The sequence below is a fragment of the Pseudomonas sp. SID14000 genome (assembly GCF_002165135.1).
GTDB lineage: Bacteria > Pseudomonadota > Gammaproteobacteria > Pseudomonadales > Pseudomonadaceae > Aquipseudomonas.
In genome coordinates this window covers 57905-73597 of record NZ_NFZQ01000011.1, presented here as the reverse complement: position 1 = coordinate 73597, position 15693 = coordinate 57905, and the positions used below count along the sequence as shown (strand labels likewise).

The window sequence follows — 15693 nt, the reverse complement described above, 5'->3', positions numbered from 1 at the left end:
CACCAAGGGTTCACCATGTTCCGCACTTTCGACATCCTCGTTAAGGCCATCCTGATCCTCCTCGTGCTTGCCACCATCCTCATGCTCTCCATCGGAGCCGGATTGAGCGCCTGCACCCCACTGATATTGCTGGGAGTGGTCATAGCATGGCCTTGGTTCTCCTACCGCAAGCGTAGGCAGCGCCGCTTGGATGCCTCGAAGATCGCGTAAAGAAACCCTGCGTTACCTGGAGGGCTGGCCTGTGATGGGTCGGCCCTTTTTGTTGCCTGCCTAAATCCCCTCACTGATAGGACATCCCATTCACCTGCCAAGGAGGCCCAACCGTGCCCGAGACTTTTCTGCACCACAACCGTGGAGTCCCAAAGCTCCGCTTCACCGTCCGAGTGGACCGTGAGATCCGCCACGTCCAGACCAAGCCCTTCAATGGAGTCCTGGTGAACAAGGACAACAAGGCGACCTTCCTGGTCACCAAAGGCACCTGCGCCAAGGCCGCTCAACTGGGCCGCCTGAAGCTCACCCCATACACCGGCCGCTGGCCGCGCCTGGTCCTCCTGTGGACCCGCCTGAAGGAGGTCTGCAATGGAATCCGCAAGTAATGACATCGTGGGCAAAGCGCTCGCCAAAGGTGACTACGTGGTCTTCGCCAAAGGCGGTAAAGGCGCTTCCGGTATGACCGTGGGTCGTGTCCTGCGAGTTCTCCCGAAGACCGTGGAGATCGAGGTCACCCCTGGACACTCCCGCCTTCGTGCCTTCGACCAGGTTGTCAAAGTTGACCGCCTGGGAGCTGCAGCATGAAGCAGTGCCCCGACTGTCTTAACTCCTGGCAGTTCTGCGTGTGTCCACCTCGTGGTCCTGCAGATGCCCCAAAGGTGATCGGCACACTGCCAGCCCCAGAGTTCTCTGGTGGCTCCGTGGACTACTACAAGGTCCGCATTACCCACCCCACCACCAAGCACACCCTTCCGTATACCGCTGAGTGCAACGACATCATCGAGGCGCTCCAGATGAATTACGCCCAAGGGAACGCCTTTAAGGCCATCTGGCGTCAATGCGCCGCTGCAGCTCTGGACCTCCGCAAGAAAGGCCAGGACGAAGAGGGCCTCTATGACTCCCAAAAGGTGGAGTTCTTCGGTGCTCGGATGGTGGTCCAGGCGAAAGCTCGCAAGGAGGCGAACAATGCCCAAACGTGACTACGCAATGAAGCTCTTCAAGGTCCTGGTGACCGTCGAAGACGAAATCGAGGAGGTCCCTATGTGGGCCTCTTCCTTGGACGAAGCCCACGAAGCCGCTGAGCTGGAGTATGGCGAAGTCCATCGGGTCCGCCCTTCGGTAACTCCCGAATGAAGGCCGGCATCCTGGTCAACTGGCGCTCCCTCTGGGTGGGCGCCCATTACTCAACCTTCAACCGCCGCCTGTGCGTGAACCTGGTCCCTTGTGTGACCGTCTGGGTTGCGCTGAAGGGCGGAAAGGTTCCACACAAGGACTACCGCTAATGCGCAGAGCTCAAGGCAACACCCGCTCCGCTCCAGACGGCTTCCTGCACCTCTGGAACTTCGCGGCTACCAAAGGCTCCGGCCTGGCTGGCTGCCTGTTCAACTACGTGATGTCCGCTCGACAGAAGGACATCGTGGAGTCTGCTTTGCTCGAAATCGCCGATAAGCAGGCCCAGACGGATAGCCCAGAAGGGCGTCCATACGACCCCGAGCTTTACGCCCACTTCAAGCATGAGACCTGGCGTTTCCAGAAGGGCTTCCTCCTGGCGAACTTCAAGGCCGTTGTGTACGGGTCCTTCAAGCTCTTCCGGCGCAATGCCAGCGAGCAAATGGCCATCGAGATCAATCGCGAGTACCTGCAGACGGAGGTCGCAAAGGTCCGCTTCCCAGCTTAACCCACATAGACAAGGAGGTCTATTCCATGAGCAATTTCCAAAAGCGTCCACAAGTCATCACCCCACGCGGCACCGTCGAGCCCTACGCCTACATCGCCAAGGCAGACTTCGGCCGTGACCACTTCGCCACCGAGCGTGGCAAGTACAAAATCAGCCTGACCATCGAGGCCAACGCTGCCCAGCCGTTCATCGACGCCATCGTGAAGCATCACGAAGAGTCCTATGCGAAGCGCCTGGCCGAGCACAAGAAGAACCCTCCTCAGGTCCAGCGCGGCAAGAAGCCCCTGGTTCCTTACGAAGGTGACCTGCCGTTCGTGGACAATGGCGATGGCACCGTGACCTTCCGCATGTCGAGCTATGACCGCTACGACGACAAGAAGACCGGTAAGACCATCATGAAGCCGCTGAAGGTGGCCGACTCGAAGGGCAAGACCATCGTAGACGTTCCGAACATCTCGGGCGGCTCGGAGATCAAGGCCAAGGTCACCCTGATGGATTACGGCTGGACGCCAACCACTGGCGCCTCGGTCAAGCTGCAGATCGACTCTGTGATGCTGCTGAAGCTGGTCGAGTTCGGCGGTGGCGAAGAGGACTGGGGTGATGAGGTCGAGGAGGACGGCTATGTGGCCGACAACTCCCAGCCGCGCCGCCAGGCTCCTCAGGATGAGCCGGAAGATGATGGCTTCGGCCCCGCTGATGATGGCTATGAAGTGTCTGATAATGGTGGCGACTTCTAATGGCCTTCACCGGCCGCCGAGCGTATGCCGCTAAGTCGGCTGCAGGCAAAACCACTGCCTACCGCTCCGGCCTCGAAGAGAAGATCGCCGCTCAGTTGGAGGCTGCAGGGATTCCTGTGGCCTTCGAGCAGTTCAAGCTGAAGTACACCGTGCCCCAGCGTGAGGCGTCCTATACGCCTGACTTCGTGCTGCGCAATGGGATCATCGTGGAGTCGAAAGGGATTTTCGACGTAGACGACCGCAAGAAACACTTGCTGATCCAGGAGCAACACCCGGAGCTGGACATCCGCTTCGTCTTCTCATCGAGCCGAGCAAAGCTCTACAAGGGCTCCAAGACAACCTATGCCGAATGGTGCGAAAAGAATGGCTTCCAATTTGCTGACAAGCTCATCCCGGCCGCCTGGCTGAAGGAGAAAGGCCAACCGATCCCAGACGGCATCCTCATTTGCAAAGGAGTGCAATGATGCCGAAGGTTCAATTCAAAAATCGCCTCAAGACGGACCTCATCGTGGTCCATTGCGCAGCCACTAAGCCATCCATGGACATCGGCCTGCGCGAGATCCGCCAGTGGCACCGCCAGCGTGGCTTCCTGGATGTCGGGTATCACCTGATTATCCGTCGAGACGGCTCCGTCGAGCACGGCCGGGAGCTGGGTGTGGTCGGTGCGCATGTTCAAGGCCACAACGCGACCTCCGTAGGCGTCTGTCTGGTCGGTGGTGTGGACGAGAAGCTGCAGCCAGCCGCGAACTTCACGCCGGCCCAGTGGGACACCTTGAATGCAACCCTAAGGGGCCTGCAACAGGCTTACCCAGGGGCTCGGATCGTCGGCCACAACGAGCTGGATTCTGGCAAAGCCTGCCCCTCGTTCAACGTCCAGGACTACCTGGCGAAGAGCCTGCTGTAACCCTCAAGCCCTCCTCAAGGTGGTCCTCACGGCCGCCTCGGGGAGCCTTTTGCCCTGTGAACAAGGAGGTTCATATGATTAACCGTTCCTCGATGCAGGCCGCTTTCGATCTCCTGGAGCACCTCCAAGCCCGTGGCATCCGCTGCGTGATTGCTGGTGGCTGTGCTCGGGACATCTTCTTCGGAGTGAAGCCCAAAGACATCGACATCATCACCGTGGGAGTTTCCTTCCGCGAAGTCATGGATGCCCTCGACGCGGCGACAGTTGCCTACGATCCCATGCAGTTCTACGACCACACGGACCACGACCGGATCATCGGTTGCTGCAAGCTGTCCACGGTCCCCATTGATGTCATCGTGTATGACTTCGAGTGTGCCACCCAGGCCATCGGTAATTTCGACTACAACCTCAACCAGTTCCTGATCTCCGGCACCCAGCACGGGATCGATGGGGCACACGTTCGGTTTGTCGGTGATACCCATTGGGGCCAGCTCGTGGAGGTCCGTGGGATCCCTGCGAGTGAGCGAAACCTACAGCGCCGGCTGAAGATGCAGGCGAAGTATGTGGACCTGGTTCCCCGTCGAGCCACCGGTGAGCTGCCTGTAACCTGCCCTGTGGGTGGTCCTGATGGACCGTTCTGAAGGTGAAGGCGAAGACAGCCAGTTCCTGGAACACATCCCATGCGAAAAGTGTGGGAGCTCAGATGCGAACTCTCTATACACGGATGGTCACCAGTTCTGCTTTGCGTGTGACCACTATGTCCCTGGTGACGGGGCAGGGGGTGAGTATCGGCCTTCTACTCGGGTTGTCGAAGGCTGCCTGGAGATGGGTAAGCACCAAGGCCGCTATCAGGGTCTGACGGCCAGAGGGATCCAGGAGGAGACCTGCAGGAAGTACGGCTATTGGATCGGTAAGCAGAACGGCGTGTCATACCAGATCGCCAACTACTACTCCGAAGACGGCACCCTTGTTGGTCAGAAGCTCCGCGACAAGGACAAGAACTTCGCCACCCGTGGCCAGTTCGACAAGTCCCTCTTGTTCGGCCGGCAGCTCTGGAATGGTGGTCGCAAGATCGTCATTACGGAAGGTGAGATCGACTGCCTGTCCGTCGCCCAGCTCCAGGGCCTGAAGTATCCGGTGGTCTCCATCCCAGCCGGCGCTAAGGGCGCTAAAGCCTGCCTGGCTGCTAACTATGAGTACCTCGACCAGTTCGAGGAGATCGTCCTGATGTTCGATATGGACGAGCCTGGCCGCCTGGCCGCTCAGGAGTCCGCTGAGATCCTCCCAGCCGGCAAGGTGAAGATCGCTGTGCTTCCTCTCAAGGATGCCAACGAGTGCCTCCTGGCGGGCCGGGGCAAGGATGTCATGGAGGCCATGTGGAACGCCTCCCCGTTCATTCCGGACGGCGTGGTCTCCGCCAAGGCCATGAAGGCACGGGTCAAAGAGAAGAAGGTCGCCCCGACCATTCCGCTCGATGCCCCAACACAGCTCCGCTCGATGACCAAGGACGCCCGTGAGGGTGAGGTCCTGATGGTCACCTCGGGCTCCGGCTCCGGCAAGTCCACCTTCGTCCGCCAGAACACCTACAACTGGTTCCACCGTCTGGGGATCCCTACGGGTGTCGCCATGCTGGAGGAGGCCGTCGAGGAAACCATCCAGGACATCGTTGGGCTCCATCTCAAGACTCGCTACCGGCAGAACCCGGAGGCGACCACGGAGGAGCAATTCGACGCTGCCTTCGATGCCATCTTCGAGACCGACAAGCTCTTCCTTTATGACTCCTTCGCGGAATCCGTGGAAGACCGTCTGCTGGCCAAGCTGCACTACATGGTTAAGGCCATGGGCTGCAAGGTCATCGTCCTGGACCACATCTCGATTGTGGTGTCCGGCATGGACGACAACGCAGACGAGCGGAAGACCATCGACCGCCTGATGACCAAGCTGAAGACCTTCGCCAAGACCAATAGCGTCCTGATGGTCGTCATCTGCCACCTCAAGAACCCCGAGAAGGGGACCCCTCACGAGGAAGGCCGAGTCATCAAGGTTACCGACCTGCGCGGTGCCGGATCTCTGCGACAGCTCTCGGACACCATCATCGCCGCCGAGCGTAACCAGCAAGGCGAGAACCCCAACGTGGTCCTGTTCCGAGTCCTCAAGTGCCGCTTCACCGGGGAGACCGGTGTGGCCGGCTTCATGCTCTACAACCGGGAAACCGGCTGGCTTGAGCCCCTGCCTGATGGCTGGGAACCCGATTCATCCACCGCTGCCCAGCTCGATGGTAGCGACGACCCCGACTTCTAAAGGAGAACCCATATGTTCGTCATCAAAACCTACCGCTTCATCCTGGCTCGCCTCATCGCTTCGCTGACCAAGGCGGCCGACCAGAAGGCCAAGCAGGCCGAATGGGCGAAGAACACCGCCGAAGCCATGCGCAAGGCCGAAGAGGGCTTCCGTGCCGATGCCGAAAAGCTGCGCTTCGAGGCCGCCAAGTTCAAGGCGCTGACCCGCTAACGGTAATCCCATACCAGTCAACCACTTAGGAGGAAATCCTCACACGACAGCTTGAAGCACAGGAGGGACCCTATGCTCATTTCGGACATCGAAACGGACGGCCTTTTGGACACCGTTTCCAAGTTCCACTGCGGGGTCACTATCGACCCTGCCACCGGGGAGACCATCCGTTATCGTCCGGAGGATTTCCTTAGCTACCTGAAGGCCTTGGAGGCCGAGGCGGCAAAACCTGATGGTCTTCTGGTCTTCCACAACGGGATCAAGTACGACCACCCGGCGCTCGATCTCCTCAAGCGAAAGCTGACAGGTAAGCGCCTCAACATCCCCCGCCAGAGGGTCTTCGACACCCTCGTAGCTTCCCGCCTGGTCTACGCCAACATCAAGGATCGAGATGGCGCCCTGATGCGGGCTGGCAAGCTTCCAGGAAAGCTCCACGGCTCTCATGCACTGAAGGCATGGGGTTACCGCCTGGGGATCCTCAAGGGCACCTACGGCGAAGGTGAGAACGTCTGGGCCTACTTCAACGAGGAGATGCTGGAGTACTGCGTACAGGACGTACAGGTAACCCTGCGACTCTTCGAGAAGCTCGTCTCTGACGCTCATTACTTCCCGTTTGCGCCCAATGGCGAGCCATGGATGGCCGCCGTTCGCCTGGAACATCAAGCCGCATGGACGCTGGCTCAGATGGAACGGAATGGATTCCCGTTCGACCAGGTAGCCGCTGAGAAGCTTTACATGGAGCTGGCAGGACGCCGCTCCGATCTCCTCATGCAGCTCATCGAGACCTTCGGGTCTTGGTATCAACCTCACGGAGGCACGGAAGCCTTCAAGCACCCGAAGACAGGGAAGCCGCTCCCCAAGTACCCGAAGGTCAAGTACCCGAAGGTTGGCGGAGTCTGGTGCGGTGAGGGCAAGAAACGCCGGCTGGATAAGCGGGAGACCATGGAAGGTGCTCCCTATAGCCCGGTGAAGCACATCACGTTCAACCCAGCGAGCCGCGACCACATCATTCGGGTCCTGGAGATCGCTGGGTGGGAACCGCAGGAATGGACTCCTGCAGGTGCCCCAAAGGTGGACGATGAGGTGCTTGAGCACGTCAAGGTATCCGACCAGAAGGCCCAGGCGGCCATCGACTTGGTTCGTGACTACCTGATGATCCAGAAGCGGATCGGGCAGCTTGCCGAAGGTGACAACGCATGGATGCGGAAGGTCGGCTCGGACGGCTGCATGCACGGCTCAGTGAACCCGAATGGTGCGGTAACAGGACGTGCCACCCATTCCTTCCCGAACATGGCCCAGGTGCCTTCGGGCACAGCCCCATACGGCCCTGAGTGCCGCTCTCTGTTCGGAGCTGGTCTCCGTGGGTGGATACAGGTGGGTGTCGATGCAAGCGGCTTGGAGCTGCGCTGCCTCGGTCACTTCGGGTCTCCATTCGACGGAGGCGTCTACGCGGACACCGTGCTTAACGGTGATATCCACTGGGTGAACGGAATCGCCGCAGGGATTTGTCCAGACGAGACGCGAGACAAACACAGCGAATACCACGAGGCTCGTCGGGCCATCGCTAAGACTTTCATTTATGCGTTCCTGTATGGAGCGGGTGACGCGAAAGTTGGTGGATTCGTTGGTGGCGGGAAGGCTGAGGGCAAGACGCTCAAGAAGTCCTTCCTGGAGAACACCCCAGCTATCTCCGCACTCCGTGGCGCCCTGGAAGAGCAACTTATTGCCTCCCAGACGTACAACGGCGTGTTGAAGAAGTGGGATGTCAAATGGAAGCGCCGTTGGATCAAAGGCCTGGATGGCCGAAAGGTTCACGTCCGCTCTCCCCATAGTGCCCTGAACACTCTCCTGCAATCGGCCGGCGCCCTCATCTGCAAGGCGTGGGTCGTAGAGATCGAAAGGATTCTTGTCGAGGACCATGGATTGGTCCACGGGTGGGATGGGGACTTCGTTTATATGGCTTGGGTTCACGACGAAGTACAGATCGGCGCCAAGGATGATGCCACTGCGAAGATAGTCGCTGAAGCCGCACAACAAGCCATGCGCAATGTTCAACTTCAATTTAACTTCCGGTGCCAACTTGATACTGAGGCCAAGTTCGGTAAGACCTGGAAGGACTGCCACTAATAGGAGGCCATATGTCCCGTAGTTTCAAGTGCCGTATCACCTTGGATTTCACTGCAGTGTTCGGCAAGGAAGTCCTGGCGGAAATCGTCGCGATGCCGGAAGAGATTCGTAAGGTTCTGGAAGCAGAGCCCGGCATGAGCCCGCAGCGCCGTGCCTTGGGTGAGGCAATGTTGAAAGCCCACAATGAGGGTGGTCTTGAAGGTCTCTGCAAGTTCTTCCTGAGGGACTCCGCTAAGCAAATTCGTGACCTGCTCATGAAGGAAACCGATCACAACTCGGGCGCTGCCTTCCGTAAGTGGGCGCCGCCGCTAATGGAGATCACCGCGAAGGCTCCGAAAGTTCACCAGTCCGAACCTACCGCGTTCCTGGACAAGCGATTCAACGCGGTGAACTGATGGATGACTACCTCAAGTTCCTCTACCTCATCAAGATGGAGCCCAAAACCTACAAGTCCAACTTCGCCCGTGAGTTCGCCCAACTGGCCGCAGAAGCCTCCAGCCGAGGGCATATTACTGCTCTTAACGGTGCTGGGATTATCAGCGGCTATTGGACACTCACTGCGAGCGGTACTCGCTTACTGAAACAACATGGGAGGATTCAATGAATCTCTGCAAGGACTGCAAGCATTACATGCCGGACACGGAAGTCCAGGGCGTTAAGTCGGCCGCTTGTGCCATTACCGCCCAGTGCCCAGTAAGTGGCTCTCCGCAAGAACCTGATAGTTGCTGGCAGTTACGCCATCGTGGCGCCTGCGGTCTGAGCGGCGCCCTCTTCGAGCCCGCTAAGAAGACCAAAGCAGTTCCGAAGGCCGCCCCTAAGGAAGTGGTCAAAGAGTCTCCTCAGGAACCGGAAGAGGAGCCTGCGAATGTCGAAGGCGAATAAGCGGATTGCGCTCCTTCTGGACGGTGACTATCTGATCTTCGAGGCCCTCTCTGCGGCCGAGGAGGAGGTGGACTGGGGTGAAGATGTCTGGACCCTCCAGTGCGACCACAAGCGCGCCCTGAGCATTCTCCAGGGCAACCTCAAGCACTTCCGTGAGCGCCTGAAGGAGTTCCACAACGCCGAGCTGGTGATGGTCTTCTCGACCCCGAATGGCGCCGATAACTGGCGGAAGGTCGTCCTACCGTCCTATAAGGCCAACCGGAAAGGTAAACGGAAACCAGTGGGCTACCCGGAGTTCCTGAAGGGCCAAATGGCCGACACCGAGACCTACTACCGGACCTTCCAATGGTTCGGCCTGGAGGGCGATGATGTCCTTGGGATCCTGGCGACCAATCCGGAATTCCTGGATGTCGATGAGGCCATCCCGGTCTCGTGTGACAAAGACTTCAACACCATTCCCGGCCGGTTCTATTGGCTCACCCAGAACAAGGTGGTCACCAATACCGAAGCGGACGCCGACCGTTGGCATATGTACCAGACCATGAAAGGTGATGCCACGGATGGTTATGGCGGCATTCCAGGTGTGGGCGAGATGGTCGGTACAACTCCACTTCTGGAGTGGCTGGACAATCCCACTTTCTTCTTTGAAGTTAGCCGCGTGATGAAGTCTGGTCCTCGCAAAGGTGAGGAAGTATGGTCCTGGAGTTCGATGCCGGCTGAAGAGGCTGAATGCTCCTTCGAGACCGGAATCACTCTGTGGGATTGCATTGCGTCCCTGGCACGTAAACAAGGCATGGCCTACGAGGACCTGGTAGCTCAGGCCCAAGTTGCTCGTATCTGCCGATCTTCTGATTTCAACTGGGAAACCATGAAGCCGATTCCGTGGCAACCAGTCCGGGAGCCGTTCGACCCAGGCCGAGGCTAATCACTGTGGCACCTCTTAGAACTCCTCACTATTAGCGGGGATCCAGGGGTGCCATGGGATGACACTTCACAGGAGGCTATATGCTTGCCGTTATCAAGTATCAATTGGAAAACCCTGAGGATATTCCCTCAATCCCTCATGCTGCAGCCGAATTCCTTAAAGCCCGGACTAACTTCGCATACCTCACTCGGGTAGGAGCCCTGGACGATTTAAGGCGCGCTGGATGGACCGAAGCGGCCATCTTAGGATTTGCTGAAGGTGCCCAACTGGTAACCGAGCTCATCGAGCAAATGGATGCAGCACAAATGCAACACCTGGAGGATCAACAAGTGACCTAAGGAGGCGCAAGTGTGCTTTTCAAGCAAAGTGAAGACGCCGAAGGTTAGTTCCGCTATTCCTGCCCCTGAGCCCATTCTTTTAGATAACCCGAAGGGTGTCGAGTATGGGTCCGGTGACGGGACTGAGACCAGCACGGATAACGTTGCCAAGGTCGATAAGGACGACACTTCGGCGTCTGTAGGTTCGGCCCTGGATAAACCCAAGGTCACAGCCAAGCCATCTACCGGCTATTCCACTTCGGCAATCAAGAAGAGCCTCGCAAAGAGGACTTCGTGATGCCTGGGGTGACGTACTCGGTTCATCCCATGGAGGAAGGAGTGAGTACGCTGGTGAATGGCTTGGTCGTTAATGCAATTGACCACATTCCTGAACTCACCTGGCAATCCAGCCCGGAAGAGGCATTCCGTCGAATCACTTGGGACATCAAGGCGAATGAACGCTTTGAGATCCTGGCGAAGTCGGAAGAGGGGAGAGTGGTCGGCGCGGTAATTATGACGGCTGATGACGACTGCCATGTAGGCGAGCTCATTACTGTCCAGTGGTTCTACGTGAATCCTGACTATCGCGGACAAGTCGGTAGGAAACTTGTGAGGCTCTCTCGGGCCATCGCTAAGTCCACTGACTTCAGGGTCATGGCGTTTACCCATCGGATATCCGAAGGGCGCTATGAGATCAATTACCGCAAACTGGAGGTGTCCAAGGATGGGCAAGAAAGTAGCGAAGGCCGTTAAGAAGGTAGTGGGCGCCACTATCGGCGGGGGCCTACTGGGCGGGGGCGGTGATGACGCTGCCAAGCCTGTAGCCGACCCAACTCCTGCAGCGGCCGTGGAGGCTCCCAAGGAGACCGCCAACGACGAAGGAAACACCGACACCGAAGCAGCACGTAAGGCCGCCAGAGCGCGGGGCAAGCGTGGTCTCTCGGTTTCCCGATCTTCCGGGACTGGTCTGAACATCTGAGGAGGCACTAATGGCTGAAGCCCGTACAGGCTTCGGGTCCAATGGTGCCAAGGCGACCTATGACAAGCTGGTTAACGACAGAGCCCCCTACGAAACCAGGGCCGAGAACTGCGCGAAGCTGACGATCCCCTCACTGTTCCCGAAGTCTTCCGATAACGCCTCCACCGACTACACCACACCCTGGCAATCGGTCGGTGCCCGAGGTCTGAACAACATCGCCGCCAAGCTCATGCTGGCACTCTTCCCGCTGGCCCCATGGATGCGCTTAACCATAAGCGAGTTCCAGGCCAAGGAAATCATCACCGACAGCGCCCAGCTCGCTCAGATCGACCAGAGCCTTTCCATGGTCGAGCGGATCCTGATGGCCTTCATGGAATCCAACAGCTACCGGCCGACTCTCTTCGAGCTCATCAAGCAGCTCCTGGTGGCCGGGAATGGGATGCTCTACTTGGCCCCACCAGAGGCCGACAAGTTCAACCCACCGAAGCTATACAAGCTCTCCAACTACGTGGTCCAGCGGGATCCCTTCGGGAATATCCTACAGCTCATCACCGTGGACAAGGTTGCCTATGCGGCCCTCCCGGAGGACGTGAGGAACTCGATAGAAGGCGAGAAGGATCCCGACGAGCTCGTCCAGGTCTACACCCACGTCTACCTGGATGACGAATCCGGCGACCAATACCTGAGCTATCAGGAGGTCGAGGGTGAGGAGGTGGACGGCTCTGATGGACAGTACCCTCTGACGGCCTGCCCGTGGATTCCTGTGCGCTACGTCAAGATGGACGGCGAGAACTACGGCCGATCCCACTGTGAGGAGTACCTGGGGGACCTTCAGTCCCTGGAGAACCTCACGGAATCCATCGTCAAGTTCGCCATGGTGTCCTCGAAGATTGTCGGCCTGGTGAACCCCAACGGCATCACCCAGGTGCGCCGCCTGGTCAAGTCCCAGACCGGCGACTTCGTGCCAGGCCGTAAGCAGGACATCGAGTTCCTGCAGCTCGACAAGACCGCAGACTTCACCGTTGCCCGGACTGTGGCCGAAGGGATCGAAGCGCGCCTCTCCTATGCCTTCATGCTCAACTCGGCGGTTCAACGCCAGGGCGAACGGGTGACGGCCGAGGAGATTCGCTTTGTGGCCAAGGAGCTGGAGGACACCCTCGGCGGTGTCTACTCGATCCTCTCCCAGGAGCTTCAGCTCCCAATCGTCCGCAACCTGATGGTCCAGTTGCAAGCCACCCAGCTCATCCCGGATATGCCTCAGGAGGCCATCGAGCCAACTGTGAGCACCGGCATGGAAGCCTTGGGGCGCGGCCAGGACCTGGACAAGTTGACCCAGTTCGTCTCCCTCATCGCGCCATTGAGCCAGGTGCAGGACCCGGACCTCAACGTGGCCAATCTGAAGATCCGTATTGCAAACGCATTGGGCATGGACACTGCCGGCCTACTCCTCACCGAGCAGGACAAGGCGAAGGCCATGGCAGCCACTGCGATGCAGGAGGGCGTCTCTGCAGGTGCTCAAGGCATCGGCGCAGGCGCAGCCGCTCAGGCAACCGCAAGCCCGGACGCTATGGCAGGCGCTATGGATTCCATGGGGCTCCAGGCGGCTCCGCTGGGAGCTTAAAACCCTCACTAATAGGGACACACCTCCGTGTCCCATCCCTATGATTCTTAAGGAGTATCTATGCGAATTGGCATTCTGTCCCTCTCGATGGCCACCCTGGCCGGCGCCCTCTACCGCTCCGCTGATGTCTACGCGAGTTTCGGTGTCAACAACGCCATCATCTCCTCCAGCGACCCGGCCGAGCACGAGCAGAACATGCTGAAGCTGGATGTCTCCGTCCGAGATGGGGACGACGAAATCACTCTGGACCAGGTGACTGGCGAAGAGGCACCCAAGGACAAGCCGGAAGGCGAAGAGGGGGGTGAGCAAGACGCCGACAAGGAAGCCGGCGAAGAGGACCAGGACGGTCCAAAAGACGACCAGGAGTTGGAACTACTGGACGAGCCCTCCGATGAGCTCAAGCAGTCCATCCAAGGCCTGGACGAGTATGCGGAGGGCTTCGACACCCTGCGTCAACAGGCGATCAAGAACGGTCTCACGGAAGAGGCCGCCGCGAACGCTGAAGTGGAATATGAGCGTGACGGCAAGCTGTCCGATGCGACCTATGAGGCCCTGGCGAAAGCTGGTTACTCGAAGTCGTTCGTGGACTCGTTCATCCGGGGACAGGAAGCCCTGGCTGACAAGTACGCCGCTGCAATCGTTTCCTATGCCGGTGGTCAAGACAAGTTCAACGCCATCGTGAGTCACATGCGAGCGAACTCCCCCGAGTCGCTGGCTGCCCTCGAAGCGGCCATGGAGCGCAAGGACCTGGTGACTGTCCGCTCGATCATCAACCTGGGTGTCCAGAGTCGAGCCAAGAAGCTCGGTAAGGCCCCAGAGCGCAACGTCATGGCGAAAGCCCCGGCGTCTCCCCAAGGCACCCAGAAGGCTCCCAAGGTGGAACCTTTCGGCTCCCGCAAGGAGATGATCGACGCAATGAACTCCAAGGAGTACCGCCTGGATGAAGCCTTCCGCCGCCAGGTGGAGGCCCGTCTACTGGCTTCTCCGTTCTAACCAGAAGGACCAGCAAAACCCCTCACTAATAGGAACACACGACGAGCCTTTGGGTACATCCCAAGGGTTTGCCGTGCCCGTAAGGAACACCCGGGAAGGATCCTGGGATTGCATAAGGAGATCACAACATGGCAGGTCAACAAATTGGTTTGGATCAAGGTAAAGGCTCGGTAAGCACTGACAAACTGGGTGGCTTCCTGAAGATTTTCGGCGGTGAAGTCCTGGCGGCTTTCGCTCGTCGCGCTGTAGTCGTCACCCGTCACATGGTCCGCACCATCCAAAACGGTAAGTCCGCGAGCTTCCCAGTCATGGGTCGCACCAAAGGCGTCTACTTGAAAGCCGGCGAGAGCCTGGACGACAAACGCGGCGAGATCAAGCACACCGAGAAGATCATCCCGATTGACGGTCTGCTGGCCTCGGACGTGCTGATCTACGACATCGAGGATGCGATGAACCACTATGACGTGCGTTCGGAGTACTCGACCCAGATCGGTGAAGCTCTGGCGGTTGCTGCAGACGGCGCTGTGCTGGCTGAGATTGCCGTCCTGAACAACCTCCCGGTTGCGAAGAACGAGAACATTACCGGCCTGGGCGCTCCGTCGATCAAGAAGATCGGCTCGGCTGCCTCGCTGACTGACCAGGCGGCTCTGGGTACTGCGATCATCAAGGCTCTGACCACCGCTCGTGCGGACTTCACCACCAAGTACGTGCCTACCGGCGACCGCACCTTCTACACCAAGCCGGAGTACTACTCGGCTGTCCTGGCGGCTCTGATGCCGAACGCTGCGAACTACCAAGCTCTCATCAACCCGGAAACCGGTGCGATTCGCAACGTGATGGGCTGGGAGATCCTGGAGGTCCCACACCTGACCGCTGGTGGTGCCGGTGACGATATGGACGGCGCCAACCAGAAGCATGGCTTCCCTGCGACCTCCTCGGCCACCGTTCCGGTTGCTCTGGATAACGTAGTGGGTCTGCTGTCCCACCGTACCGCTGTAGGCACCGTGAAGCTCCGCGACATGGCCCTGGAGCGTGACCGCCGTGCTTCCCTGCAGGCTGACCAGATCATCGGCAAGTACGCCATGGGTCACGGTGGCCTGCGTCCGGAAGCCGTAGGCGCTCTGGTCTTCGGCTAAGCAACACCTATCGAACCCCTCGGGTCCCTAACTGGGGCTTGAGGGGTTTTTTCGTTTTGACTCAAGGAGGAGCCAATGAACGAATTTACCGAGGACAACCTCAACAGCTCCGATGAGCTCGATGCTGTGAATGACATCCTGGCAGCTATCGGTGAATCCCCAGTGAACACCCTGGAGGATGGCACCAACGCGGACGTTGCGAACGCTCGCCGGATCCTCACCAAGGTCAACCGAGAGGTACAGGCCAAGGGGTGGACCTTCAACCGAGAGGAGAGCGTAGAGCTTCTTCCTGACACCTTCTCGCAGCTCATTCCCTACGCCCGTGACTACCTGGCTATCTGGGTGTCCGGTTCTGAGACGACCTACGGTAACCGTGGGGGCTACCTGTACGACCGCGCTACCAAGACCGACCAGTTCACGGATCCGGTGACTGTAGACCTGGTTCGCCTGCGGTCCTTCTCGGATATGCCCGTCCCGTTCCGCTCTTACATCGTCGCTAAGGCTGCCCGTCGCTTCAACATCCGGTTCTTTGGGGCCGCTGAGATCGAAGCGACCCTCCAGGAAGAGGAGTCTGAGGCCTGGGCGGCTGTCCAGGAATACGAGCTGGACTATGGCGCCTTCAACATGCTGGACGGGGACTCGTGGACCTCCGGCCGTACGAGCCGATAGGAGG

24 protein-coding genes are annotated in these 15693 nt (G+C 58.9%); all 24 read left to right on the top strand.

The window, feature by feature from the left end:
• Nucleotides 1–15: 15 nt before the first annotated feature.
• The gene (locus CAY82_RS17545) at nt 16–210 is read left to right on the top strand and encodes a hypothetical protein (RefSeq protein ID WP_087502362.1); all 195 of its coding nucleotides are present in this window, start codon (nt 16–18) and stop codon (nt 208–210) included.
• Between the two features lie 113 nt (nt 211–323).
• On the top strand, nt 324–596 hold the full coding sequence (locus tag CAY82_RS17540) for a hypothetical protein (protein WP_087502361.1): 273 nt from the start codon (nt 324–326) through the stop codon (nt 594–596).
• Nucleotides 580–795, top strand: a complete 216-nt coding sequence (locus CAY82_RS17535; RefSeq protein ID WP_087502360.1) for a hypothetical protein — start codon at nt 580–582, stop codon at nt 793–795. The genes CAY82_RS17540 and CAY82_RS17535 overlap by 17 nt, the downstream gene beginning before the upstream one ends.
• Before the next feature lie 116 nt (nt 796–911).
• Nucleotides 912–1190 (top strand): hypothetical protein, encoded by a 279-nt coding sequence (locus CAY82_RS17530; RefSeq protein ID WP_218190835.1) that lies wholly within the window; start codon nt 912–914, stop codon nt 1188–1190.
• A complete protein-coding gene (locus CAY82_RS26205; protein ID WP_140399116.1) occupies nt 1177–1344 on the top strand; it encodes a host cell RNA polymerase inhibitor in 168 nt (55 codons plus the stop codon). The genes CAY82_RS17530 and CAY82_RS26205 overlap by 14 nt, the downstream gene beginning before the upstream one ends.
• A gap of 148 nt (nt 1345–1492) precedes the next feature.
• On the top strand, nt 1493–1888 hold the full coding sequence (locus CAY82_RS17525) for a hypothetical protein (protein ID WP_087502359.1): 396 nt from the start codon (nt 1493–1495) through the stop codon (nt 1886–1888).
• Nucleotides 1889–1914: 26 nt separating this feature from the next.
• A complete protein-coding gene (locus CAY82_RS17520; RefSeq protein WP_087502358.1) occupies nt 1915–2625 on the top strand; it encodes a DUF2815 family protein in 711 nt (236 codons plus the stop codon).
• Complete coding sequence (locus CAY82_RS17515) at nt 2625–3089, top strand: endonuclease I (RefSeq protein ID WP_087502357.1); 465 nt, start codon at nt 2625–2627, stop codon at nt 3087–3089. The genes CAY82_RS17520 and CAY82_RS17515 overlap by 1 nt, the downstream gene beginning before the upstream one ends.
• Entirely contained in the window at nt 3089–3529 is a 441-nt protein-coding gene (locus CAY82_RS17510; RefSeq protein WP_087502356.1) for an N-acetylmuramoyl-L-alanine amidase, read from the top strand. The genes CAY82_RS17515 and CAY82_RS17510 overlap by 1 nt, the downstream gene beginning before the upstream one ends.
• A gap of 74 nt (nt 3530–3603) precedes the next feature.
• Nucleotides 3604–4170, top strand: a complete 567-nt coding sequence (locus CAY82_RS17505) for a hypothetical protein (RefSeq protein ID WP_087502355.1) — start codon at nt 3604–3606, stop codon at nt 4168–4170.
• 184 nt (nt 4171–4354) lie between these two features.
• Entirely contained in the window at nt 4355–5830 is a 1476-nt protein-coding gene (locus CAY82_RS17500; RefSeq protein ID WP_218190834.1) for a toprim domain-containing protein, read from the top strand.
• A 12-nt stretch (nt 5831–5842) separates the two neighbouring features.
• Nucleotides 5843–6040, top strand: coding sequence for a hypothetical protein (locus CAY82_RS17495; RefSeq protein ID WP_087502353.1), 198 nt, complete (start codon nt 5843–5845; stop codon nt 6038–6040).
• A 72-nt stretch (nt 6041–6112) separates the two neighbouring features.
• Nucleotides 6113–8167, top strand: a complete 2055-nt coding sequence (locus CAY82_RS17490) for a DNA polymerase (protein WP_087502352.1) — start codon at nt 6113–6115, stop codon at nt 8165–8167.
• Nucleotides 8168–8178: 11 nt separating this feature from the next.
• Entirely contained in the window at nt 8179–8562 is a 384-nt protein-coding gene (locus tag CAY82_RS17485) for a hypothetical protein (protein WP_087502351.1), read from the top strand.
• The gene (locus CAY82_RS17480) at nt 8562–8771 is read left to right on the top strand and encodes a hypothetical protein (RefSeq protein ID WP_087502350.1); all 210 of its coding nucleotides are present in this window, start codon (nt 8562–8564) and stop codon (nt 8769–8771) included. Before CAY82_RS17485 ends, CAY82_RS17480 begins: the two co-directional genes overlap by 1 nt.
• A 261-nt stretch (nt 8772–9032) precedes the next feature.
• On the top strand, nt 9033–9974 hold the full coding sequence (locus CAY82_RS17475) for a hypothetical protein (protein ID WP_087502349.1): 942 nt from the start codon (nt 9033–9035) through the stop codon (nt 9972–9974).
• Nucleotides 9975–10054: 80 nt separating this feature from the next.
• The gene (locus CAY82_RS17470; protein WP_087502348.1) at nt 10055–10312 is read left to right on the top strand and encodes a phage protein; all 258 of its coding nucleotides are present in this window, start codon (nt 10055–10057) and stop codon (nt 10310–10312) included.
• 10 nt (nt 10313–10322) lie between these two features.
• Nucleotides 10323–10589, top strand: coding sequence for a putative phage head protein (locus CAY82_RS27290; protein WP_087502347.1), 267 nt, complete (start codon nt 10323–10325; stop codon nt 10587–10589).
• A gap of 41 nt (nt 10590–10630) precedes the next feature.
• Nucleotides 10631–11044 (top strand): GNAT family N-acetyltransferase, encoded by a 414-nt coding sequence (locus CAY82_RS17460; protein ID WP_170931095.1) that lies wholly within the window; start codon nt 10631–10633, stop codon nt 11042–11044.
• Nucleotides 10980–11270, top strand: coding sequence for a hypothetical protein (locus CAY82_RS27285; protein ID WP_368681558.1), 291 nt, complete (start codon nt 10980–10982; stop codon nt 11268–11270). Before CAY82_RS17460 ends, CAY82_RS27285 begins: the two co-directional genes overlap by 65 nt.
• A gap of 10 nt (nt 11271–11280) precedes the next feature.
• Complete coding sequence (locus tag CAY82_RS17450; RefSeq protein WP_087502344.1) at nt 11281–12891, top strand: portal protein; 1611 nt, start codon at nt 11281–11283, stop codon at nt 12889–12891.
• Nucleotides 12892–12951: 60 nt separating this feature from the next.
• Nucleotides 12952–13884, top strand: coding sequence for a hypothetical protein (locus CAY82_RS17445; RefSeq protein ID WP_218190833.1), 933 nt, complete (start codon nt 12952–12954; stop codon nt 13882–13884).
• 128 nt (nt 13885–14012) lie between these two features.
• Entirely contained in the window at nt 14013–15020 is a 1008-nt protein-coding gene (locus CAY82_RS17440; RefSeq protein ID WP_087502343.1) for a phage capsid protein, read from the top strand.
• Between the two features lie 75 nt (nt 15021–15095).
• A complete protein-coding gene (locus CAY82_RS17435) occupies nt 15096–15689 on the top strand; it encodes a phage tail protein (RefSeq protein ID WP_087502342.1) in 594 nt (197 codons plus the stop codon).
• Nucleotides 15690–15693: the final 4 nt, after the last annotated feature.

Coding starts and splice junctions, on each gene's coding strand:
- CAY82_RS17520 (WP_087502358.1), top strand. CDS start 1,915: ATGAGCAATTTCCAAAAGCGTCCACAAGTCATCACCCCACGCGGCACC.
- CAY82_RS17525 (WP_087502359.1), top strand. CDS start 1,493: ATGCGCAGAGCTCAAGGCAACACCCGCTCCGCTCCAGACGGCTTCCTG.
- CAY82_RS17495 (WP_087502353.1), top strand. CDS start 5,843: ATGTTCGTCATCAAAACCTACCGCTTCATCCTGGCTCGCCTCATCGCT.
- CAY82_RS27285 (WP_368681558.1), top strand. CDS start 10,980: ATGAGATCAATTACCGCAAACTGGAGGTGTCCAAGGATGGGCAAGAAA.
- CAY82_RS17485 (WP_087502351.1), top strand. CDS start 8,179: ATGTCCCGTAGTTTCAAGTGCCGTATCACCTTGGATTTCACTGCAGTG.
- CAY82_RS17545 (WP_087502362.1), top strand. CDS start 16: ATGTTCCGCACTTTCGACATCCTCGTTAAGGCCATCCTGATCCTCCTC.
- CAY82_RS17490 (WP_087502352.1), top strand. CDS start 6,113: ATGCTCATTTCGGACATCGAAACGGACGGCCTTTTGGACACCGTTTCC.
- CAY82_RS17500 (WP_218190834.1), top strand. CDS start 4,355: ATGGGTAAGCACCAAGGCCGCTATCAGGGTCTGACGGCCAGAGGGATC.
- CAY82_RS17435 (WP_087502342.1), top strand. CDS start 15,096: ATGAACGAATTTACCGAGGACAACCTCAACAGCTCCGATGAGCTCGAT.
- CAY82_RS17450 (WP_087502344.1), top strand. CDS start 11,281: ATGGCTGAAGCCCGTACAGGCTTCGGGTCCAATGGTGCCAAGGCGACC.
- CAY82_RS17515 (WP_087502357.1), top strand. CDS start 2,625: ATGGCCTTCACCGGCCGCCGAGCGTATGCCGCTAAGTCGGCTGCAGGC.
- CAY82_RS17445 (WP_218190833.1), top strand. CDS start 12,952: ATGCGAATTGGCATTCTGTCCCTCTCGATGGCCACCCTGGCCGGCGCC.
- CAY82_RS17470 (WP_087502348.1), top strand. CDS start 10,055: ATGCTTGCCGTTATCAAGTATCAATTGGAAAACCCTGAGGATATTCCC.
- CAY82_RS17440 (WP_087502343.1), top strand. CDS start 14,013: ATGGCAGGTCAACAAATTGGTTTGGATCAAGGTAAAGGCTCGGTAAGC.
- CAY82_RS17475 (WP_087502349.1), top strand. CDS start 9,033: ATGTCGAAGGCGAATAAGCGGATTGCGCTCCTTCTGGACGGTGACTAT.
- CAY82_RS17535 (WP_087502360.1), top strand. CDS start 580: ATGGAATCCGCAAGTAATGACATCGTGGGCAAAGCGCTCGCCAAAGGT.
- CAY82_RS17480 (WP_087502350.1), top strand. CDS start 8,562: ATGGATGACTACCTCAAGTTCCTCTACCTCATCAAGATGGAGCCCAAA.
- CAY82_RS26205 (WP_140399116.1), top strand. CDS start 1,177: ATGCCCAAACGTGACTACGCAATGAAGCTCTTCAAGGTCCTGGTGACC.
- CAY82_RS17510 (WP_087502356.1), top strand. CDS start 3,089: ATGCCGAAGGTTCAATTCAAAAATCGCCTCAAGACGGACCTCATCGTG.
- CAY82_RS17505 (WP_087502355.1), top strand. CDS start 3,604: ATGATTAACCGTTCCTCGATGCAGGCCGCTTTCGATCTCCTGGAGCAC.